We start from the raw sequence: 19,430 nt of genomic DNA, 5'->3' as shown, positions 1-19,430 counted from the left end.
GATTCCTACCCATCAAAAAATATAAGATTTGAATGTTGTTATAAACTATATCCACTGGCTCAAAACACAGGTGGTATCAAATGTACGCAGGCAATCATCGAATGATCATTGGTCTCTTATGGTTTGGATTTTTATTATCTTACTTTACCATACCTTTGGAAGCACAGTTCATCACTCCTACTAAAAAAGAAGTGCCTGAAACTCCACCCCCTCCGCCAACGCCACCACCACAACCCCCTGCTTTGCCGGAAGAACCTGTTGAATACGTGAGTCCGATGAAAGGAAATTTATCCGGAGAATACTTAAAAAGTTTACAGGTTACCGCAAAACAAAGAAAGGCGATGCAGGAAAACACTAATCTTTGGTTTGCCGATCGTTTCCGTGTTGGATTTGGAATACGACCAAAAGCAGACTCACTTTATAATACAGACTTTGACAGGTCCACACCTGACAATCGAAATACGGTAAGCAACCAAACTCAGTTTTATGTGATTGGAGACTTATCACCAAATATTTTATTTAAAATCACGCTACAGGATGTACGCCTTTGGGGTGGAGAAATCACAAGTGGAGCCGCTGATCAAAAATTTGGTGTGATCCCAAATGGAGGAACACTAGTCGATACCACCAAACAAAAAGAAGTTGCTTTAAACAATTATACTGGTTTTCGGGAAGCATTTTTGGATTTAAAAACAACCAACCAAATGTTTCGAGTTCGTACGGGTCGCCAAATTTTGGACTATGGAGATGGAAGGATTTTGGGGTCTCGAAATGATAGTTTGAATGGGAACTCTTTTGATGCTGTGCGAACAACAATTACCATCCAAAAACAAAGTTTAGATTTTTTTGGTGCAATCATTGGTTCAGAAAACAACGCCAACAGTATGGTCTCCAACAATTCCACAAGGCTTGGTGGGACAGGAAATGCTTCTTATTATGGTGCTCACTATGGATATAAACCATGGGAATGGTTAGGAATTGAAGTTTATAATTTCACCCTTTACAAACAAAAACAAAAAGCAACCAATACAACGGCAAACTATGGATCAGATATTTATTACCGAGGTCCAGACCAACTCAACACTTCTGGATTTCGACTTACTAACAGGACTAAAAATAATACAATCGCAAGTGAAACAGGGATTGACTGGATGGTAGAAGCTGCATGGCAAACAGGATTTAATGGAGAAAGAGTATCGCCAGATTGGCTAAACCAAACAGGAACATATACAACGGATAAAAAAACCGGAGAGCCCCCTCCTTTATCATCCCGAGTTCAATACAAAGCAAATATCGTTGCCGTTCAGTTAGGTTACACACCTGTAAAAGAATTTCGAATTGGCGTACAATATGTCCAGGCTTCTGGGGACCCCAATAGAAATGATGGAAGTGTTGCGACGTACAACCCACTCTTTGCAACAAGACGAATGGCCGGAGGTGGGATGCCATTCTCAGGAAACGGAAATTCGGGAATGGTTTTCTGGCAAAACATCAAAGACTATTCCGTTCATATTAAATATGAATCTGCAAAGTGGGGAGTATTTATTATTAACCCACACTGGTATTATAAAGTAAAACTCCAAGATGGTTATTATGATAACAATAACTATGTTGCAGGGAGTAAAGCCACAGGGGAAACCGCATCGACTGAAGATTACTATAATACAGAAGCATATAATCAGAACCGACCAAAGTTAGGAAGGCATGTGGCCACAGAAATTAATCTTATCTATATCGTCACACCATTCGAAAATGTTTCCTTTTGGTTTGGTGCTAGTTCTTTATATGCGGGAGATGCGATTCGAAATCAAAAAAATAATCCATACGAAACCGATCCATACCATCGGTATGATTTCAAACCAAACTCAAGTTACTTTACCTTCCAGAGTGTGTTTGCTATTTAACAGTTATACAAAAAAATCCTCAGGCCAGAACATTTCTGGCTTTTTTTCAACTTCTCCACCGAAACTCAAAGCAGATTATTGTTGACCTTTTTATAAAAAAACATCCACTATGATTCATACAAAAAGTCCTAACAAAAAATGAGAAATATTTTTTTATTACTACTGACGATAACATTATTCAGCTGCAGGGTCAAACCGGACATTGTGCCCAATTCCCAGAATCAATCTTCTGCAATTGTTTTCGAATTCGTTATACCCAAAATTTTAATGGGATACTTTTACCCTATTAGGGTCATGTTTGTCAAACTAGACAAATCGAAAAATAATATCAGTGAGTTAAAAATGGTAGAAACTAATTTTTTAACAAGATCAAGATATTACGTTTTCAATATCGAGCCAGGCGAATATGCATTTGTAGGTGCACATGTCCAAGAAATAGACCCACAAACAAAAAAACAAGCGAATGTGTATTATATCATGGATCGCCAAAATCTAGAGAAATCAAAATTTTCGGTGAAACCAAATCAAATCATTGTGTTGGGAAAATATATAGGAGATTTCAACCAAAACAAATTAGGTATTGATCCTGATATGGACAATGTAGGTGAATCTATAGTAGGAAGCTTTAAAACGAGTTTAAGTACTAAAATTAGTTCTGCCATCATTTCCACTCTGCTAACTGGTGATGCCGGGCAATCAGATAGTTCAGGGTATTCAGGATTTAAAGAGATCATACAAACATCAGAAATCATTGAAGAAATGAAAAAACAAACAAAACTAGATTTAGAAGAAACAAAGTGGTCCTCCTTACCAATCCAATAACGAATCAAAACGTCATTTTTTTTGGAAAAAATTTAGATTAACATTGATACCGTTTAAAATTAAGTCCAAACCGAATTCAAAATCATGAAGACCATTGTATTTTCCGGACACAACTTTTTTTGTTAAACTAGTCAAATAGAAGAAGGGACTTTTTTCCAAACTGGGCAAAAAACCTTTTGCTGCTTTGGAATATTCTTTGGGATCAATAGGGAAATTCAATTCTTGTAATATATAACCATATATATGACTATCGACGGCATTGATAATATGATCTGCCATAGGTAATGAAAATCCGGCAGAATAAAGGCAACCAAGCGTAGCATCAAAATAAGATAACATAGCAGGTCCTACATTGATCCGAGAAACAATCAACATAGTTGACCATGGATGTAAATTTAAAATCTCCCTAGCAGATCTAGCCCTCTTTTTCATTTCTTTTTTCCAGTCACCACCTATCTTCGGTAAAGCGATTTGAGAGACAACAGAATCAACCATTCCATCCAAAAGTTCATCTTTATTTTTTACATGATTGTACAAAGACATTGCCTCAACACCAAGGCGTACGGCTAAACTTCTCATCGATAATTCTTCTAAACCGGACTCATCCGCCAATTGGATTGCAGTCGTTAGAACCAATCCTTTCGATAGGGTATTCCTTTTTTTTAAATTTGTTTTTAGTGGATTTTTATTTGGTTTCCCAGTTTTCTTTTTTACCATAAACAAACTCTTTTTATCCTAAATATCACTATAACTTATTTTAAAAAATAGCACAATCAGTAAATAAATTATGTTGACATACTTACAGTGTAAGTCTAAATCCTAACAGGAGTCAACTCTTTGAAAGTAATTACTTATAGAAATTATGGACCACCTGAAGTTTTAAAACTGGAAGAATGGGAGATCCCAACGCCAAAAAAAGATGAAATCAGAATCAAAAATTACAATACCGCAGTCAATTCTGGTGATTGGCGCATTCGCAAAGCAGATCCTAAACTAGCAAAATTATACTTTGGAATTTTTAAACCCAAAAAACCAGTCCTTGGATTATCGATTTCCGGAGTTGTTGAAGCTGTCGGTGAAAATGTCACAAAATTCAAAATTGGAGATAAAGTATTTGGATCCGCTGGAATGCAAATGGGTGCATATGCAGAATACGTTTGTATCAAAGAATCATCTGTGATCACAATCCTTCCAAAAGAAATATCATTTCCCGAAGGAGCTGCATTACCATTTGGAAGTTTAACAGCTCTTGATTTCCTTCAAAAATGCAACTTACAAAAAAACCAAACAATGATTATTTATGGGGCCTCAAGTTCTGTAGGAACAGCAACCATCCAATTGGCAAAACATTTTGGCATTGTAGTAACAGCCGTTTGTAGCAAAGGAAATTTCCAATTAGTTAAATCATTAGGTGCGGATTTTGTTATGGATTATGAAACTTTTTTTTCAGAATCACATAACAAAAAATATGATGTTGTATTTGAGTGCGTTGGGAAATCCTCTATAACGTCCAATTTACTACATCTCTCAGAAGGGGGAGTTTTGGTTTTAGTAGGTGCTTCCTTCAAAGAAATGTTTCAGGCAGCTTGGATATCTCTGACGAAACACATCAATATTAAATTTGGACCAATCGCTGAGACTTTAGAAAACTTAAATTTTTTAACTGAACTCACTAAAAAAGGAATCTTTAAGGTAGTGATCGATAGGTCTTTCCGACTGGAAACAATGGTAGAAGCCCATCGATATGTGGAAGCAGGACACAAAAAAGGAAATGTCGTAATCGAAATAACTAAATAATCTCTGCCTATATGATACATTTCAAGAGCTACCACAACAATTTGTGGTAGCACTACAAGAGATTTAATTTGTTTTTATTTGAGTTCTTTCCATTTGTCTTAAAGTTTCTACAAAGGTCAGATCTTTAGACGAGTGATCCACTCGGCAAACCTTTACATTGGCTGCAGTCGAACAAGAAGCTGTACCCGAAATTTTACAACCTTTTGCCTCACATGCCTTTCGATCCTTTCCGCGGCATTGTTCACAACCATTCGAACTACCATTTCCACAAAGAAAACAATCTTCGGCAACTAAGGATGTTGTACCTAGGACCATCATCAGCATAAAACTAATCGTGACCAATGTTCTCATATATTCTCCTTACTTTTTGCTTTAAAAACAAAAAGAGGAGTGAATTCTACTGTTTTGCAATTAATTGACAAATCATTTTTTTACTTTGCAACTGGAGGTAATACATAAAACAAAATTGCAAAAAAATGACAAAGACTTCCCGAAAGAACAAAAAGATGCCAAATCGCATGATTGAATGGCAGACTATCCCAAAGATAAAAAATGACACCTACCGTATAACTAAGCCCACCTGCTACAAGCCAAGATATACCTCCCATTCCAATGGCCGTTCTGATGTCTTTGACAACAAAAATCGCAAGCCAACCCATTAAGATATAAACGACAACTCGGGCGCCACTATATTTTCCTGGGAACAATAATAATAAAAGAACCCCAGCAAAAGCCAAAATCCAAACGACTAAAAATAAGGTCCATCCCCACTCCGAGTGTTCACGCAAACTAACAAGTGTAAATGGAGTGTATGTACCTGCAATCAACAAATAAATGGATGCATGATCGATTACTTTAAAAATGCGTTTTGTAGCTGCGTGATAAATTCCGTGGTAGAGAGTAGAAGCAAGATACAAAAGAATGAGAGTGGCTCCATAAATCGCGGAACTCACAATATGCCAAACATCACCATACAAAACGGCCATTGTCAATAAAATAGAAAGACCAGCAATGCTTAGTCCACCTCCAATTCCATGCGTGACTGCATTTGCAATTTCATGTCCAATCGAATATTCATGAATGGTATCAATGAGTTCTGCTGTTGATTGGTGGGAAAGGTTCCCCTGTGTTTGGAAGGAAAAGGAAGTTGTTGAACTCTCTTGGATATTTTCTTTTTTTTTCGATGAGGTTTTTTGTTTGTTCGTTAGTTTACTAGAATGATTCAACTTTTTGGATGGTTTGGTTTTGGATTTTTTCGCTTTCATAAGACTTTGATTTGACCAGTTTAGTTTCTTTCATTTTCCAACGTCAATCGAAAGTCAAAGTCGATCGATATGAATGTCGATACTCCTAAAACAGATTAGAAATTCTCTAATTCTACTCCTAGTGCATTGAGTTTGGATTTGTATTAACTTCTATGGTTGTTTTTTATCTAACTGTAGTGGAATCGGCGAAACACTTTTTTCAATTCCGTTCAAAGTAAAAAATAAAGTCCTGCGCCAGGGATCGCAGTGGAAATCCTTTGCCTGAAGGGCAAAGATTGGAGCGGAGAGCCCGGTCGAGTCATCTTTGAAATTTCGATGATAGAACTAAATGCGAGGCGCCCCGTCCCAAACAGATGTTATTCGGATGGTTTTTTCTTTTTATCGTTTTTTTTGGCTTTTGCTTCTTTGACTTTTTCTTTCATTTCTTCTTTTTTCTCTTCTCGTTTTTCCATACGAGAGGCCCTCATCTCTTCTAAAGTCACTGATCCATCAGCGTCTTTGTCAAGTTCGGTGAAAAATCCATCATGAAACTTTTGCCATTCTTCTTTAGAAACTTTATTGTCACCGTTGGCATCCATTTTTTTGAAATGATCCCCAGCCATCGCATTCCTTCCATGACCGTCGTGGTCATGAGCCGATAGGGAAGCTATAGTAGCAAAACCAAAACTAATTAGGATGATTAGAATTTTTTTCATAGAAAAACCTCTGCGGTATTTTTGATCGTTTTTTTCATTTCGTCAACACCTTCATTGGATTTTTTCATTTCCAAATTTTTTATATTCATTCTATTTTTTGATTTTCCAATGATTTACGTTCGTTTATCATTTCGGAAACATAATCCTTGGATACAAACCGTGAACCAAAAAAAGATTTTAATCAATGTAACACTTTTCCTTTTTACTTTTACAAACCTTCCGATCCATTCAGAACCAACTGCCAAGGAAAACTGTGCCAAACCAATTACTTTTTCCGACTGGGAAATTTCGAATTCGACCGAATCTGGATTTGATGATACAAAGTTTTGCCAATTGGTAAAGGAAATTAGTTCGGATCAAAGCGAATTTCATTCCTTTCTGATGGAAAGACACGGGAAACTAGTAACAGAAATTTATAATACCAGAGAAGACCATTCGTTTAATAAACGTTATGGTCTCAGATTCCCTTTTGATGGAGAAACTAAATTTGATACTAATACCTTACATGATGTAAGGTCAGTTAGTAAATCAGTAGTTTCTTTACTTTTTGGGATTGCTATTGATAAAAAAATAATCGATGGAGTAGATACATCTGTTCTTTCTTTTTACCCTGAGTTACCCGTTGCAGTGGATGATTCCAAACAAAAAATTACATGGAAACACCTTTTAACAATGAGTAGTGGACTTGCTTGGGAAGAATGGAGGTATGGGTTTTTATTTAGTGATGAAACACGACTCCTTTGGAAAAAGGACATACCAGGTTTTGTTTTTGACAGAAAAATATTAAACCCACCAGGGACTAAATTCAACTACAACGGAGGAGGAACTTCAGTTCTTTCTGATATTCTAATTCTAAAAACCAACAAATCATTAAAAGAATTGGCGAAAGAATGGTTATTTGATCCATTAGAAATTCAAAACTTTGAATGGGTGGAAGATCAAAACGGAAGAGCCCTTCCCCATGCAGGCCTTCGATTAAGACCGAGGGATATGTTAAAGTTAGGCAGGTTGGTTTTAAACCATGGATACTGGAAAGGAAAACAAATTGTTCCAAAACAATGGTTAAATGACTCACTTAAATTTCAAATCGATTCAGAGGTAAAAATATTTAGAAAAGATGGAAAGTCTCTTGGTTATGGGTATCAATGGTGGCTCGGAGAAACGATTTATTTGGAGAAAAAAATTCCTTGGTCCCTTGCGCTAGGGAATGGAGGCCAACTCATTTTCTCCATCCCCAGTTTAGATATGGTAATCGTTACCACTGCAGGTGGTTATGGAGATCCGACCTCCATCCAAAGAATTTTGGACGTAGTCGAAAAAATCATAACAACCGCTAAGTGAAAAACTCTAGACTATCATTTTATCCAAAATTTTGAATTCGATACAAAGAAGACTGCGCAATGGCAGCACTATCAATGACATAGGCCCGGCAATCTTTTTCCCAAGTTTCTTTGACCTTAGAGTCCTTAATTTTTGAAATTGATTTTTCGTATAACAAACTACAGATGTAACGAGTCATCTGGATCATTAAGTTTTCTGCGACTGTTTCTTTTCTCACTTCTTCTTGGATGTTTCGCATCACACGAATGGATTCTTCCAAAACTCTTTCTTGTTCCAATAGAAAAGAAGATGGAGTTGGGATCTCCGCTTTCAAAGAATTGAGATACTTTCTGAAATTTCCATCGCCTGCCATACCGGCAAGAATGGCACCTGTAGCAATACGAACATGGATTTGACTTGTGCCTTCATAAATCGTATTGATTCGAGAGTCCCTAAACATACGAGAAATATCGTAATCTTCTGTGTAACCTGCACCACCAAACACTTGCACAGCGAGATTGGTACATTTATGTCCTTCTTCCGAACTATAATACTTTGCCATCGGAGTGAGAGTGGAAGCAAGTGTAGACCAATACTTTACCTTTTCGTCTTTTCGAATTTCCCTATCGTCTTTCCCAACTTTTTCCATCCGAATTTGATGGTGTTGGTACATATCAATCACACGAGCTGTTTCTAAAGTGAGAAGTCGCATTGCGTTGGTTTCCCGTTTGATTTTATGAATCATCTCTGCCACTGCAGGAATTTCACCAATGGGTTTTCCAAATTGTTTTCTTTCACCTGCATACTTCACACATTCAAAATAAGCAGCAGCTCCCCCACCACAACCACCGGAGGCAGAAACAAGTCGCATAAAGTTTGTCATTCCTGCAGTATAACGAGTGAGACCAAGTCCTTCTTCTCCTAAAATTTCCCCGTAAGTGTTTTCATAGACAATTTCACAAGTGGGAGAAGCATGAATCCCCATTTTCTTTTCGATACCTGCAACAAATACATCTTCACTTTTAACAATGAATACAGAAAGTCCTCTCGCCCCACCTTCCGATTTTCCAGTGCGTGCCAGAGTGAGAAGAAGGGCTGGATGATCACCAAGCCCACAACCTTGTGAGATGAACCGTTTGGTTCCTGTTAAGCGGTAACTTCCATCTTCTTGTTTCACCGCAACAGTTCTTACATTGTTTAGGTCTGATCCATAATCAGGTTCCGTGAGGGACATTGCAAACAAACACTCTCCAGTGGCAGCCTTGGTGGCATAGGTTTCTACCTGTTCGGGTGTTCCAAACCGGTCCACAATTTGTGCTAAGTTGAGTAAGGTAGTCGTCATACAAAAAGCAACATCAGCGCGAGCCATAAGCATCGCATACAGTGCGCCTACTGTTGCCGGGAAAGCAAGACCACCTGCTTCTCTCGAAAGAGAATACGCCATAAGACCGGTGTTTCGAAACTTTTCATAAACCTCGATGGTTTCTTTAGGAAAAATCACCTTTCCATTGGAATACTTTAATTCATTACGATCCATTGTCTGAGATTTTTGGGACACATCGTTTCCAAAAAAATCACCCATTGCTTCCAAACTAGAAGTATATAGTTCGATTGCTTCTTCTTTTGTAGAAGGAGCCATTTCATAACGAGGGTTATTTGTTTTTACAAATGTTTGGTGGTCAAAAAAACCTTCCCCTTCTGTTTCTTTGATGATGGAATCCCAATCAAGAAGTTGGTTAAAAATTACCTGTAAGTCTTCGTCTTCTGAAAAATAGTTATTTGCGATCATTTTTTTCTCCTAATGAATGCTATGCGCTGCTTCTAAACCTTCTAAAAATGCTCGTTTGGCATCGATATTTTTTGGATCTTTTGCCCCACCAATCACAATGGTTTGTTTATTTGGGTATTTAGATTTGAATTCATCTAATACAGAGTTTTCTTTTTCCTGACCCACACATAAAATCAGTGAATCACAAGGATACAAAAACTCTTCTCCATTTTTTAGTTCCACTTTTAAACCTTCTTTTGTGACTTCTTTGTAAGTAAGGCCTTGGTAAAATTCCACTCCCACAGATTCTAACTCTTGTTTGAGGGCCCAAAATGTAGTAGGCCCAAGCCCTGCTCCGTGTTTTCCATTCCTACGAAAGACAGCAACATCCCTATGTGCTTTTTCTTTCTGAACCCCAGCATTGGTAAAGGAACTGATATTGTATTTTTTATCATAGGAATTTAAAGTTGGATCTTCTTCTTCCGTCAATCTATGGGCCACATCCACACCAATCCCTCCTCCACCAATCACTGCTACACGTTTTCCTGGTTTGAATTTTCCAGTGAGATACTCAGTATAATTTCCTGATGGAAGATTTTCTAGTCCTTTTAAAGAAAACTCACGTGGTTTCACACCGCTGGCAAATATAGTAACATCAGGATTTTCTGTTTCTAACAATGTTAAGGTTGCATTTGTATTCAATCGAATCTCAACTCCAAGTGCAGGTAGTTCGTTGGCAAAATATCGAATGGTTTCTTTGAATTCTGACTTACCTGGAATGTTAGATGCCAACTGGAATTGACCACCAAGGACATTGGCTTTTTCCACAAGAGTGACTTTGTGGCCAAGGTTTGCACTGGCGCGTGCTGCCTCAAGCCCTGCAGGCCCTGTTCCGATCACGAGAACTTTTTTAGGATCAGTGGTTTTAGGTTTCGAAAATTCTAATTCATGGACTGCTTCTGGGTTCACAATACAGGAAACAAATTTTTCTTGGAAGGCATGATCAAGACAGGCTTGGTTACAAGCGACACAAGTGTTGATTCGATTTGACATTCCGGTTTGGAATTTTTTGACAATGGATGGATCTGCAAGAAATGGTCTTGCCATTGAAATGATATCGGCCCTATTTTCATCAAAAACTTTTTGCATGGTGATGGGATCATTCACTCGGTTCGATGCTATGATGGGAACCCCAGTGACCTTTTCCTTGATCCGACTTGCTATGGGAACCCAAGCCCCTCTCGGAACCAGTTGGCTAATGGTAGGAACTCTAGATTCATGCCAACCGATACCAATATTCAAAGCAGAAACTTTTTCATCCCGCAAAACTTGTGCTAGCTGAATAACTTCTTCAAAGTTTGGGTTTCCAGGAATCAGATCTATCCCTGACATACGAAAAATAACAGGAAAACCTTCAGGAAGTTGTTTTTTCACGACACGAAGGACTTCTATGGAAAAGTTCATCCGGCGTTCTGCATCCCCGCCAAAATAATCATCTCTCTGGTTGGTTACTGGAGAAAAAAATTGGTTTAATAAATAACCTTCGCTCCCCATAATCTCAACGGCACCAAATCCACTTTCTCGTGCGAGTTTTGCCGCCACTCCGAAGTCTTCTATGGTTTTCCAACACTGGTCTTCTGTTAGAGCTTTTGGCACATAACGATTGATTGGTGCACGAATGGCAGACGGAGCCACACAATTTCTATCTGCAGCATAACGACCTGCATGGAAAAGTTGGGCGCACATGGCCCCCTTACCTGAGAGGAGTTCATTCATACGTTTTAATTCATTAAAATGTTCTTCTTTTTGGATGTTAAAAAAAGTCCGAGATCCTTTTCCCTCTTCATTCACGCTGATCCCACCGGTCACGATAAGACCTACGCCCCCGTCGAAACGTTTGCCATAAAAAGCGGCCATCCTTTCGGCTGTGCCGGTTTCTCCTTCCACACCAAGATGCATGGAGCCCATAATAAAACGGTTGGGGAGGGTAAAATTACCAATTTGGATCGGTGAAAATGCTGGATTCATTCTGACAATTTCCTAGTTTGAATTAATTTACCATTGGTAATATTTTGAATTTTGAAAGCAAGTTCTAAAATTACCAATGGTAATTAACACTAGTCATTATGAGAGCCGAAGTGAAAATGGGGGAAATGGCGATTTCGAGAAAAAAAACCATACAGAAAAAACCGAAGGCCATAGGCCGCCCTTCAAAAGAAAATGGAATGAATGTAAAAGAAGCATTGGTCCAAGCAGGTTTGGAACTTCTCGGAACCACTTCTCTCGAAGATATCTCACTCCGCAAAGTGGCCGCAAAAGCAGGAGTGAGCCATGTCGCCACCTACCACCATTTTGAAAATAAACATGCTTTGTTTTCAGCCTTAGCCGAAATCGGATTCCAAAAGTATTTTGAAACTTATCAAAAAGAATTAGAAAAAACTGACCAAGACTTTAAAGGAAGATATAGAGCCCTCGGTTGGACCTACTTCCAGTTTATTATGGAAAACAGGCAGTTCGCAAGGATAATGTTTGGTGGAACGGGAGTGGATGCAAAGACCCATCCAACATTACTTGCTGTTTCCAGGAGAACCTATCGCCAGTTACATGAGATCATTCGAATGGGCCAATCTTTGGGACATTTAGAAAAAGGAAATACCAGAGAAAAAACCTTAGCTTCTTGGGCGATGATTCACGGAATTGCTATGTTATTCTTAGAAGGCCGTTTGCAGATGAAAAACGACCCAAAAGAAATGGAAAAATTCATCCAAACGGTAACAGAGTATGCCTACGTTGGAATGAAATCCGTATAACCCAGAACTTTCAGGTTATAAATCCTCTCCTTTCTTCGAACAAACTGTCCAATCTAAATTGATATATGAATTGCCTGATTGACAAAATAACATATCCTACACAACTCTGGTTGTGTTATGCGAAAATATAGAAAAAACGGAAGGGTCTCTTTTCTATTTGTTTTCGTTCTGATTTGTTTTCAATTCCATTGTTTGTTAAACCCAATTGTTAGGGAAATTTTGGACCTCGACCCAACCAAAAAAAATGACAAACTAAAACAACTTGGTCTCCTTTTGGGGCTTTATGGGAGCCCTACAGCGGCCATCACTCCCTCTCTCGGGAATGTCATTCTCTCTAATTCTAAAATCCAAATTCTATTCAGTCGGACTATGAATCCAAATTCTTTAACTGCCACTCTTGGAGTTAGTCTAATGCCGGTTTGGTCAGACACTTACGTCGCCAATGACACTGTGGTTCTTTCGGGTTCCATCCCAGTCGGAACTCATTCCTTCAATTTGGATGCAACAGATTCACTTGGAATTCATTTACCACCTATCAGCGGAAATTACACTGTTCTTGCTGCAAATACCAATTTATATTATGTAAGTCCTTCTGGGAATGATGGAAATTTAGGAACGACTCCCGGGAATACAAAACTCACAATTACTTCTGCCATTACAGGAGCAACTCCACCAGCGGCTGTTTTTGTTTCGGAAGGAAACTATCCTGTGGACAGTGGACTCGGAACTCAAGTGAATCTGGTAAATAATGTTTCTTTATACGGTGGGTTTAGTTCTGGATTTTTAAATCGTAATTCTAGTGTTTACGTTGTTAGGATTACAGATACAGCAACGGCAAACGCCGATTCCATCGCAGTCAATGCCGGGGCAACCATCACAACCTCTACAGTGGTGGATGGATTTACCATTAGAGGTGCATCAAACCCGAATGCTCCTACAGCATCCATTGCCTTCAACTGTTTATTGGGATCGCCCTCAATCACAAACAACCGATTGGAAGGAGGTGTTGTCAGTAATGCAATGTCCGCCGTTATTTTTCTTTCCACTTCTTCGGCATTCATTTCCAATAATACGATTCAAGGGGGAAATTCTTCGCTCTCAAATACTTTTGGAGTCTTAGTCCAAGATAGTTCCTCACCGACTGTGGTGTACAATATCATTTATGGCGGAGTTGCCAATAGTTCTTCCCACGGAATTTATAATTCGCCTCATGCAAATACGCCAACGATTGTTAACAATGCCGTTGATGGAGGTACAGGAAATATTTCTTATGCATTTAACACAAGCCATCCTTCCAATTCGATTGTCACTAGCAACATTCTGAATGGTGGATCAGGTATGACTAGTTATGCGATATATCATGGTGCAGGCGGCAGTGATGTCGGGAATTATCAGTTCAACACACTTTTTACTTCCGGTGGTTCCATTCAGTATTGTTTGTATGAAGATGGAGGATCAAGTCCGATTAGTTTTAATGGAAACAGACTTTTCGGTTGCCAAACCGCACTTTACTATGATCAAGGATTTAACCCCATAAACAGCATAACAACTATTAACGGGGGAACCACTGGCGGACCCACTTATTCAGGTAATTACTAAATTTTTACTTTGGTTTGCAAACTTCCGGTAAATAGTTTTTTAAATAGGAAATTGTTGCTTTTTTAGTTTCACTCACCATCCAAGTTGTGAAGTCACCATAGGTTCTGTAGGAATGTTTTAAGAGTGAATCGGCAATCGAAAAAGCAACTCCGAAGATTTGGTCTGCCTGTTCTAATTCAGGCAATTCAAACCGATCCATAAGCCCGAGTTTGGCAAGGTTTGCTAGTTTTGCATCCAATTCCTGGCCCACTTGGCGCATCTCAGGGTTACTCATTCGATAACCATAAATCAATCGAGGGAATGCCCTTTCTTTATTGGTTACTTCTACCGCAACATCAATCGATCTTTCAATATATGTTTTCCAGGAATCAAAGGATTCTCGTTTTAATAACAAAGATTTTTCGATAAGGCTTTCTGAATGCAACAACCGAATCCCATGGAAAATGGCTTCCACGTTGGGAAAAAAATGATAAGCAGATGGCCTCGGGATTTTGGCTTCTTTGCAAATGTCTGCAAAACTAATCTCTTCTGGAGATTTTTCACGAAGGAATTCCAAAGCAATTGTTAATAATTGTGTGCGTCTGTTTCTTCCCTGTTTGCTTGTGAACTTGAAGGGCCTGGAAGCAAGGTCAGGAGATAAGGATGCGTCTACCAATTTATCCATAGTACGAGCGTTCTAGAAAATCTTACCTAGTCAATCCCGTTGCAAAGAAAATACCTGACCTTTTTTACGGGTCAGGTGAGTGAGTGTTCAGATATTACTGCACTGTGAAATTGTTTGTAACCCCTTGGTAGGCACTGATGGCGCCTGTCCAACCAGATTTCCAATGGCCCCGGTGTCTGAGCCGGTAAGTTCCTGTTGGAAAGGAAGTAGTATTCCAAGAAACATTGATTTTGGAATAAGCAACCCCATCTCGTTGCCATCGGTATGTTGTGGATGGATCGTAATCCCTTGCCACCACTGACCATGTCGATCCATTTAGTTTTTCCACATCCACAAAGCTACTTCCGATGAGCATGTTATTTTTCGGATGAGCTCCCCAGAAGACAGCATTCACTGTGGCACCACTGCTGTAAGAAGCTGAAGGTTGGGTAAATACTGTTCCGAAACTTTTAAAGAGGGGAACATCATCAAAAACAACACCCGTTTGGAAAGTGGCTTGGTAATTGGTGAGGTCTGGTGGGATTGGACCTGCAGGGGAAGTTACCCCATTTCGCATAGCACTTGCTAGTTTTCCAAATTCTTGTTCATAACCGAGTAAAGTGTTCGGTCCAAATTGTGTGGATGCCCCTTCATATTGTTGTGAAGAGTATTCTTCTCTTGTTGTCAGATACGAAGTATAAGAATTGGAAAGTCCGGCTACGACTGTGTATTCGTTTTCCAAAACATTTTTTACGAGAGAACGAAGCCTTCTCCCAGCCATAGTGGACACTTCGGCAGGAATGGCAAGAATCGCTAGGTTTCCAATTTTTATAATCTGCATCGGAATCACTGGTGGAGTCCAAGGATTGCCATCAAAACTTGCCACACCTGTAGGAATGAGGACAGGTTTTTCTGCATGACAAAGTTTATATGCTTCGCTCACTGAAGTAGGCCATAAAACACCAAGGAATCCGCCGAGGAAACTTGCTTTAAATGCATCTGCAGAATTCGTATTCCAATCAAGTGAATCAACCGTGGTTCCTTCATCAAAAAAGTCTACAGAGACAGCATTATCTTCCACACTCCCAGCAGAAAAAGAAGCACCCATTCCCGCAGGGCAAGTAGAGGTTCCCAAACTACTGATATAAAGGTTTGAAAAGTTAACATACGTATGTCGAAAGTCAACAGAACCAGTCAATTGGGTGTTGGCAGAAGAATACAATGATTGTGCTTTGTTTAATTGTTTTTCAGCAATGATTTTTTGACGCGCATAATCATTCACACCATCAGCAGGACCCCATAGGTTCGGTGTGACGTCACCAGCATTCGATTGAGCAAAAGCTGCCACGAAGGTTTGGGTTGCGGAATAGTTTGCACTTTTTGACTTTTCAAATAAATAAGAAGCAAGTCCCTTATTATCACCGCCAATCAACTTGTTAGTTGGACCTACGTTGGTTGGGTGTACAGCAAACCAGTTGACCATTCCTAGTTCTCTACCATCTGCAGCTACTAGTTTCAACAAAGTCATTGTTTGGTCTACGTTCGTTCCATAAAAGTTTCTTTCACTAACTGGATTTTTATCGTAAGCAACAGCAGACCGATTTTTACTAGCATCGGTTAAGTTCCCTTGGTTGATATAAACATTCCCAGGCACTAGATTTTGGTGAGCTAATTTGATAGAACGATAAATTCCATCCACAATTACGTCATAGTTTTCTTTGATAAAACCTGCTGTGGTTGCATTGTATAAAAAATAATGGGAGTAACCACCAGGACCACTATGTGTATGAGTTGCAGAAAGCAAAACATTGGCTTCATTGTAATAAGGAGAAAGTTCCGAATCCAAAGCAATTTTTTTACTCACCGCTTGTTTGATGGATTGAAAGATCATACCCAAATCAGCACTGACAAATACCACTCGTTTGGAAGCATCGCCAATGATATAGGCTCTTGACCAAAGGCGCATATAAATCCCTTCTGTTTTTTGTGCTGTTTCGGCAAATCCCATCATCCCCACTTCTGCTGCGGGGCCCGTGATGTCATACATTCCGGCACCGACTAAATAGGGCGACGAACCTAGATTTGGAACCACTGCTCGGTTCACACCAGACGAACTCATTAAATCCGATTGAGAACTCTCACTCGCACCTGCGCTGACAAGCCCAAGAATGGGGGATGGGGACGGTTTCTGGTCGGAACAATGCAAAACCAGAAAACTGCAAATCATGGTAAAACCCAAGCGCACTCGGGATTCTCTTTTGGAATTCATATACTTTCTCCGAATCTAAATTTCTAAATAAAACAGTTTTTCGCTTGGGTTTCCTCTCGGGGCCAAGGCCGATCCAAAACCAAATTCGGTTTATAAGTCTAAACAGTGTTAAAAATATGGCAAGATATTTAATCGACACATGTCGATTTTTATAGAGCAGTGTTCAGGTTTCCGCTACAAAGGTAAGGTAAATTCCACAAGAATCGGACAGATTGGACGGAAAATAGGATGGAATTAGGTGTAAAACTCTCTTGGGGGAAAAAGGTAAGTCACTTTCTCTTTGCACCCAGGTACTTTTTTCGAATTTGGATTTCTCTATTGCATATTTATGGAAATTTAGTGTCAAATTTTTTAATCGACAAATGTCGGCTAGTGTGAGGCAACTGGCCAAAGCCATTCCCCAAGGAATGCCAAACGAGGAATTATGAAACCAAACCGGAAACTAAACACCCTAGGCTCCGCCCTTACCTGCTTTTTTTTACTCAGCACTCTTGCTTGTGCTCCGGCAAAAGATTCCGAGTCAAACATTCTCACATTACTATCATCAGGTGGAGATAGGCAAACAGGAAACACTGAAGATCATTCCTTAGGATTGTCAAAGGCAAGTAATACAACAAATTCTTCCCATAGTTTGGATTACAGCCTCACATCCCAAGAAAGGGAAATTTTGATTTCGGATAAAACATATAACCAGTTTACAGACCAAATTTTTGTGGATGGACTTGGACGTGAGGTCAGTTTCCGAGGCTTTAATATTTCGGGAAATATGAAACTCGCACAACATGGATTCAAACCTTTTGCCAATGAATCTGATGCTGAGATTGCATTTACGAGGCTCGGAAAAACCACAGGATCAAATATCATTCGTTATACGATTGCTTGGGAAGGAGTCCATCCTGCTGTGGACACTATCGATTATAACTACCTAGATGCTGTTATAAACCAAATCAAAAAAGCAACTGCCAAACGAATGTACATCCTTCTTGACTACCACCAAGATTTATTTTCACGCCATCTCTTTAATAAAAACTCTTGGCATACTGGAAACGGCGCACCTGCTTGGATCACAAAAGGTGGAAGTTATCCAACAGAATACTGTGGATTTATTTGTGCCAGTTGGAGCCAAAACAATTTAACAAATGAAGCGGTGCGGCGAGCCTTTCGCAATTTTTGGAACAATGCCCCTCTCTCCACAAGTTCCGGAACTAAAAATATGCAGACAGAGTTTCTTTGGCAAATCGAAAAAACATCAGCCTATCTCAAAGAAAAACTAAGTGCTGAAGAATTTTCTTACATACTCGGACTTGACCCATTTAATGAACCAGTGGATGGGGGAATGGAAGGATTCACACCAGCTCAGTGGGACAATCAAAAGTTATGGCCATTTTACAAAAAGATCCGAACCATTTTAAATCAAAATGGATGGGAAAACAAATGGGTATTTGCAGAACCACTAGTATTTTGGAATACAAACATTGGTTCGGCGATTGCACCCGCAACAGGAGGTGGCCATTTACTTTCACCACCAGGCCCTGGATTTGTTTTTAACTCTCACTTCTATGACGCAGGTCGTATGGGAACAGATCTGACAGGAATTGATAACGCAACCTATTTCAAATATATAGATGAAATCAGAAAGGAATCTCGGTTTTTAAAAATCCCCGCCTTTCTTAGTGAATTTGGAATGTGGCTCAAAGGCACAGGAGCAAAAGACACTCCAAGAATGATCAGTGCTGTTTACCAAGCGATGGAAATTTCAGATGGAAACCAAAGTTCTAAATCTAGGTTTGTCGATTTTTACAATCCCATTGTATCAGGAACACAGTGGCACTGGGATTATTATTACAACAACCATGCAGAATATATGAATGGAAATCCGAATAAACTTATTACCACAAAAGATGCATGGAATGAAGAAGATTTTTCTGTGGTAGGAAATTATGGAACTAGTTTCAACGTAAACAACCATACCATCGAACGAGGTTACCTACGCAAGTCACAAGGCCGGATCATCAGTAGTCACTATAATACGGTTGGATATGATACTTGGAACAATGTATTTTCTTGGGCGACAATCAAACCAGGAGATTCGGAACCAAAATACTTTGTAGGGAAACGATTTCAGTTCGTCGTATGGAAAGGAAGGTTTTCGGATGCACCCACGGAGATTTATCTTCCTTCTCATTTTGACCCGACAAAGGCGATCTTAGTTTCGGAAAAAAAAATCTACAACCAATCATTGCCAACAACCCCTAACCAAGAAATCAATGAAGCCATCATCACTCCCGATCGAAATCGAGAGGTTGGTTCGGGAAATATTTTACATGTATGGGATGATTTGGACTTAGATGAAAATCCAAACTCTTCTTACCATTATGTTTTAGTTGTGGATGGGGGAAGTACATCGTATTCCTTACAAACATTGATGGAGATCCAGTCCAAACTCAACAAGCGAGTTCTCTTAGAACAAAAAAGTCCGATCTATTTAACAGGAAAGATGACATACGGCGGATACCCCGCCGAATCATCAAATTAAAG

15 protein-coding genes are annotated in these 19,430 nt (G+C 39.3%); 7 read left to right on the top strand and 8 right to left on the bottom strand.

Annotated elements, in window-relative coordinates:
• The first annotated feature begins 80 nt into the window (after positions 1–80).
• Positions 81–1,904 (top strand): alginate export family protein, encoded by a 1,824-nt coding sequence (locus tag EHQ47_RS10820; RefSeq protein ID WP_135777176.1) that lies wholly within the window; start codon positions 81–83, stop codon positions 1,902–1,904.
• A 294-nt stretch (positions 1,905–2,198) separates the two neighbouring features.
• Positions 2,199–2,726, top strand: coding sequence for a hypothetical protein (locus tag EHQ47_RS10815; RefSeq protein WP_244290318.1), 528 nt, complete (start codon positions 2,199–2,201; stop codon positions 2,724–2,726).
• 12 nt (positions 2,727–2,738) lie between these two features.
• Here the strand turns inward: EHQ47_RS10815 and EHQ47_RS10810 are convergent, their stop codons facing one another.
• Entirely contained in the window at positions 2,739–3,443 is a 705-nt protein-coding gene (locus EHQ47_RS10810) for a TetR/AcrR family transcriptional regulator C-terminal domain-containing protein (RefSeq protein WP_135777174.1), read from the bottom strand.
• A 120-nt stretch (positions 3,444–3,563) separates the two neighbouring features.
• Here EHQ47_RS10810 and EHQ47_RS10805 point away from each other — a divergent pair, with 120 nt between their 5' ends.
• Positions 3,564–4,523 carry an NAD(P)-dependent alcohol dehydrogenase gene (locus EHQ47_RS10805; protein ID WP_135747628.1) on the top strand — a complete coding sequence of 320 codons (960 nt, stop codon included), beginning with the start codon at positions 3,564–3,566 and terminating at the stop codon, positions 4,521–4,523.
• Positions 4,524–4,586: 63 nt separating this feature from the next.
• On the opposite strand, the gene EHQ47_RS10800 is transcribed toward EHQ47_RS10805, so the two are convergent.
• The 3 genes from EHQ47_RS10800 to EHQ47_RS10790 all read right to left on the bottom strand — a co-directional run bounded on the left by EHQ47_RS10800 (position 4,587) and on the right by EHQ47_RS10790 (position 6,483).
• Entirely contained in the window at positions 4,587–4,874 is a 288-nt protein-coding gene (locus EHQ47_RS10800) for a hypothetical protein (RefSeq protein WP_244290317.1), read from the bottom strand.
• An 80-nt stretch (positions 4,875–4,954) separates the two neighbouring features.
• Entirely contained in the window at positions 4,955–5,788 is an 834-nt protein-coding gene (trhA, locus tag EHQ47_RS10795; protein WP_135747627.1) for a PAQR family membrane homeostasis protein TrhA, read from the bottom strand.
• A 356-nt stretch (positions 5,789–6,144) separates the two neighbouring features.
• Complete coding sequence (locus EHQ47_RS10790; protein WP_135747626.1) at positions 6,145–6,483, bottom strand: EF-hand domain-containing protein; 339 nt, start codon at positions 6,481–6,483, stop codon at positions 6,145–6,147.
• A gap of 159 nt (positions 6,484–6,642) precedes the next feature.
• Between EHQ47_RS10790 and EHQ47_RS10785 the strand changes: the two genes are divergently transcribed.
• Positions 6,643–7,824: a serine hydrolase domain-containing protein gene (locus tag EHQ47_RS10785; protein ID WP_244290316.1), complete on the top strand. Its 1,182-nt coding sequence runs from the start codon at positions 6,643–6,645 to the stop codon at positions 7,822–7,824.
• Between the two features lie 19 nt (positions 7,825–7,843).
• On the opposite strand, the gene EHQ47_RS10780 is transcribed toward EHQ47_RS10785, so the two are convergent.
• Both EHQ47_RS10780 and EHQ47_RS10775 read right to left on the bottom strand, forming a co-directional pair.
• A complete protein-coding gene (locus tag EHQ47_RS10780; RefSeq protein WP_135777172.1) occupies positions 7,844–9,592 on the bottom strand; it encodes an acyl-CoA dehydrogenase family protein in 1,749 nt (582 codons plus the stop codon).
• Between the two features lie 9 nt (positions 9,593–9,601).
• Positions 9,602–11,599, bottom strand: coding sequence for an oxidoreductase (locus EHQ47_RS10775; protein ID WP_135777171.1), 1,998 nt, complete (start codon positions 11,597–11,599; stop codon positions 9,602–9,604).
• 125 nt (positions 11,600–11,724) lie between these two features.
• Here EHQ47_RS10775 and EHQ47_RS10770 point away from each other — a divergent pair, with 125 nt between their 5' ends.
• Both EHQ47_RS10770 and EHQ47_RS10765 read left to right on the top strand, forming a co-directional pair.
• Positions 11,725–12,381 (top strand): TetR/AcrR family transcriptional regulator, encoded by a 657-nt coding sequence (locus EHQ47_RS10770; protein WP_135777170.1) that lies wholly within the window; start codon positions 11,725–11,727, stop codon positions 12,379–12,381.
• Between the two features lie 219 nt (positions 12,382–12,600).
• Entirely contained in the window at positions 12,601–13,980 is a 1,380-nt protein-coding gene (locus EHQ47_RS10765) for a DUF1565 domain-containing protein (RefSeq protein WP_244290315.1), read from the top strand.
• Between the two features lie 4 nt (positions 13,981–13,984).
• Here EHQ47_RS10765 and EHQ47_RS10760 read toward each other — a convergent pair whose 3' ends face one another.
• Together EHQ47_RS10760 and EHQ47_RS10755 are read right to left on the bottom strand one after the other, a co-directional pair.
• Entirely contained in the window at positions 13,985–14,644 is a 660-nt protein-coding gene (locus EHQ47_RS10760; RefSeq protein WP_135777168.1) for a TetR/AcrR family transcriptional regulator, read from the bottom strand.
• A gap of 94 nt (positions 14,645–14,738) precedes the next feature.
• Positions 14,739–16,892, bottom strand: coding sequence for a neutral/alkaline ceramidase (locus EHQ47_RS10755; protein WP_135777167.1), 2,154 nt, complete (start codon positions 16,890–16,892; stop codon positions 14,739–14,741).
• A 424-nt stretch (positions 16,893–17,316) separates the two neighbouring features.
• On the opposite strand from EHQ47_RS10755, the gene EHQ47_RS10750 reads away from it, so the two are divergent.
• Positions 17,317–19,428, top strand: a complete 2,112-nt coding sequence (locus tag EHQ47_RS10750) for a cellulase family glycosylhydrolase (RefSeq protein ID WP_135777166.1) — start codon at positions 17,317–17,319, stop codon at positions 19,426–19,428.
• Positions 19,429–19,430 lie beyond the last annotated feature (2 nt).

This window comes from Leptospira bourretii, from assembly GCF_004770145.1.
In the GTDB taxonomy this organism is placed as follows: Bacteria; Spirochaetota; Leptospiria; order Leptospirales; family Leptospiraceae; genus Leptospira_A; species Leptospira_A bourretii.
This window is presented reverse-complemented; position numbering and strand designations above follow the sequence as displayed.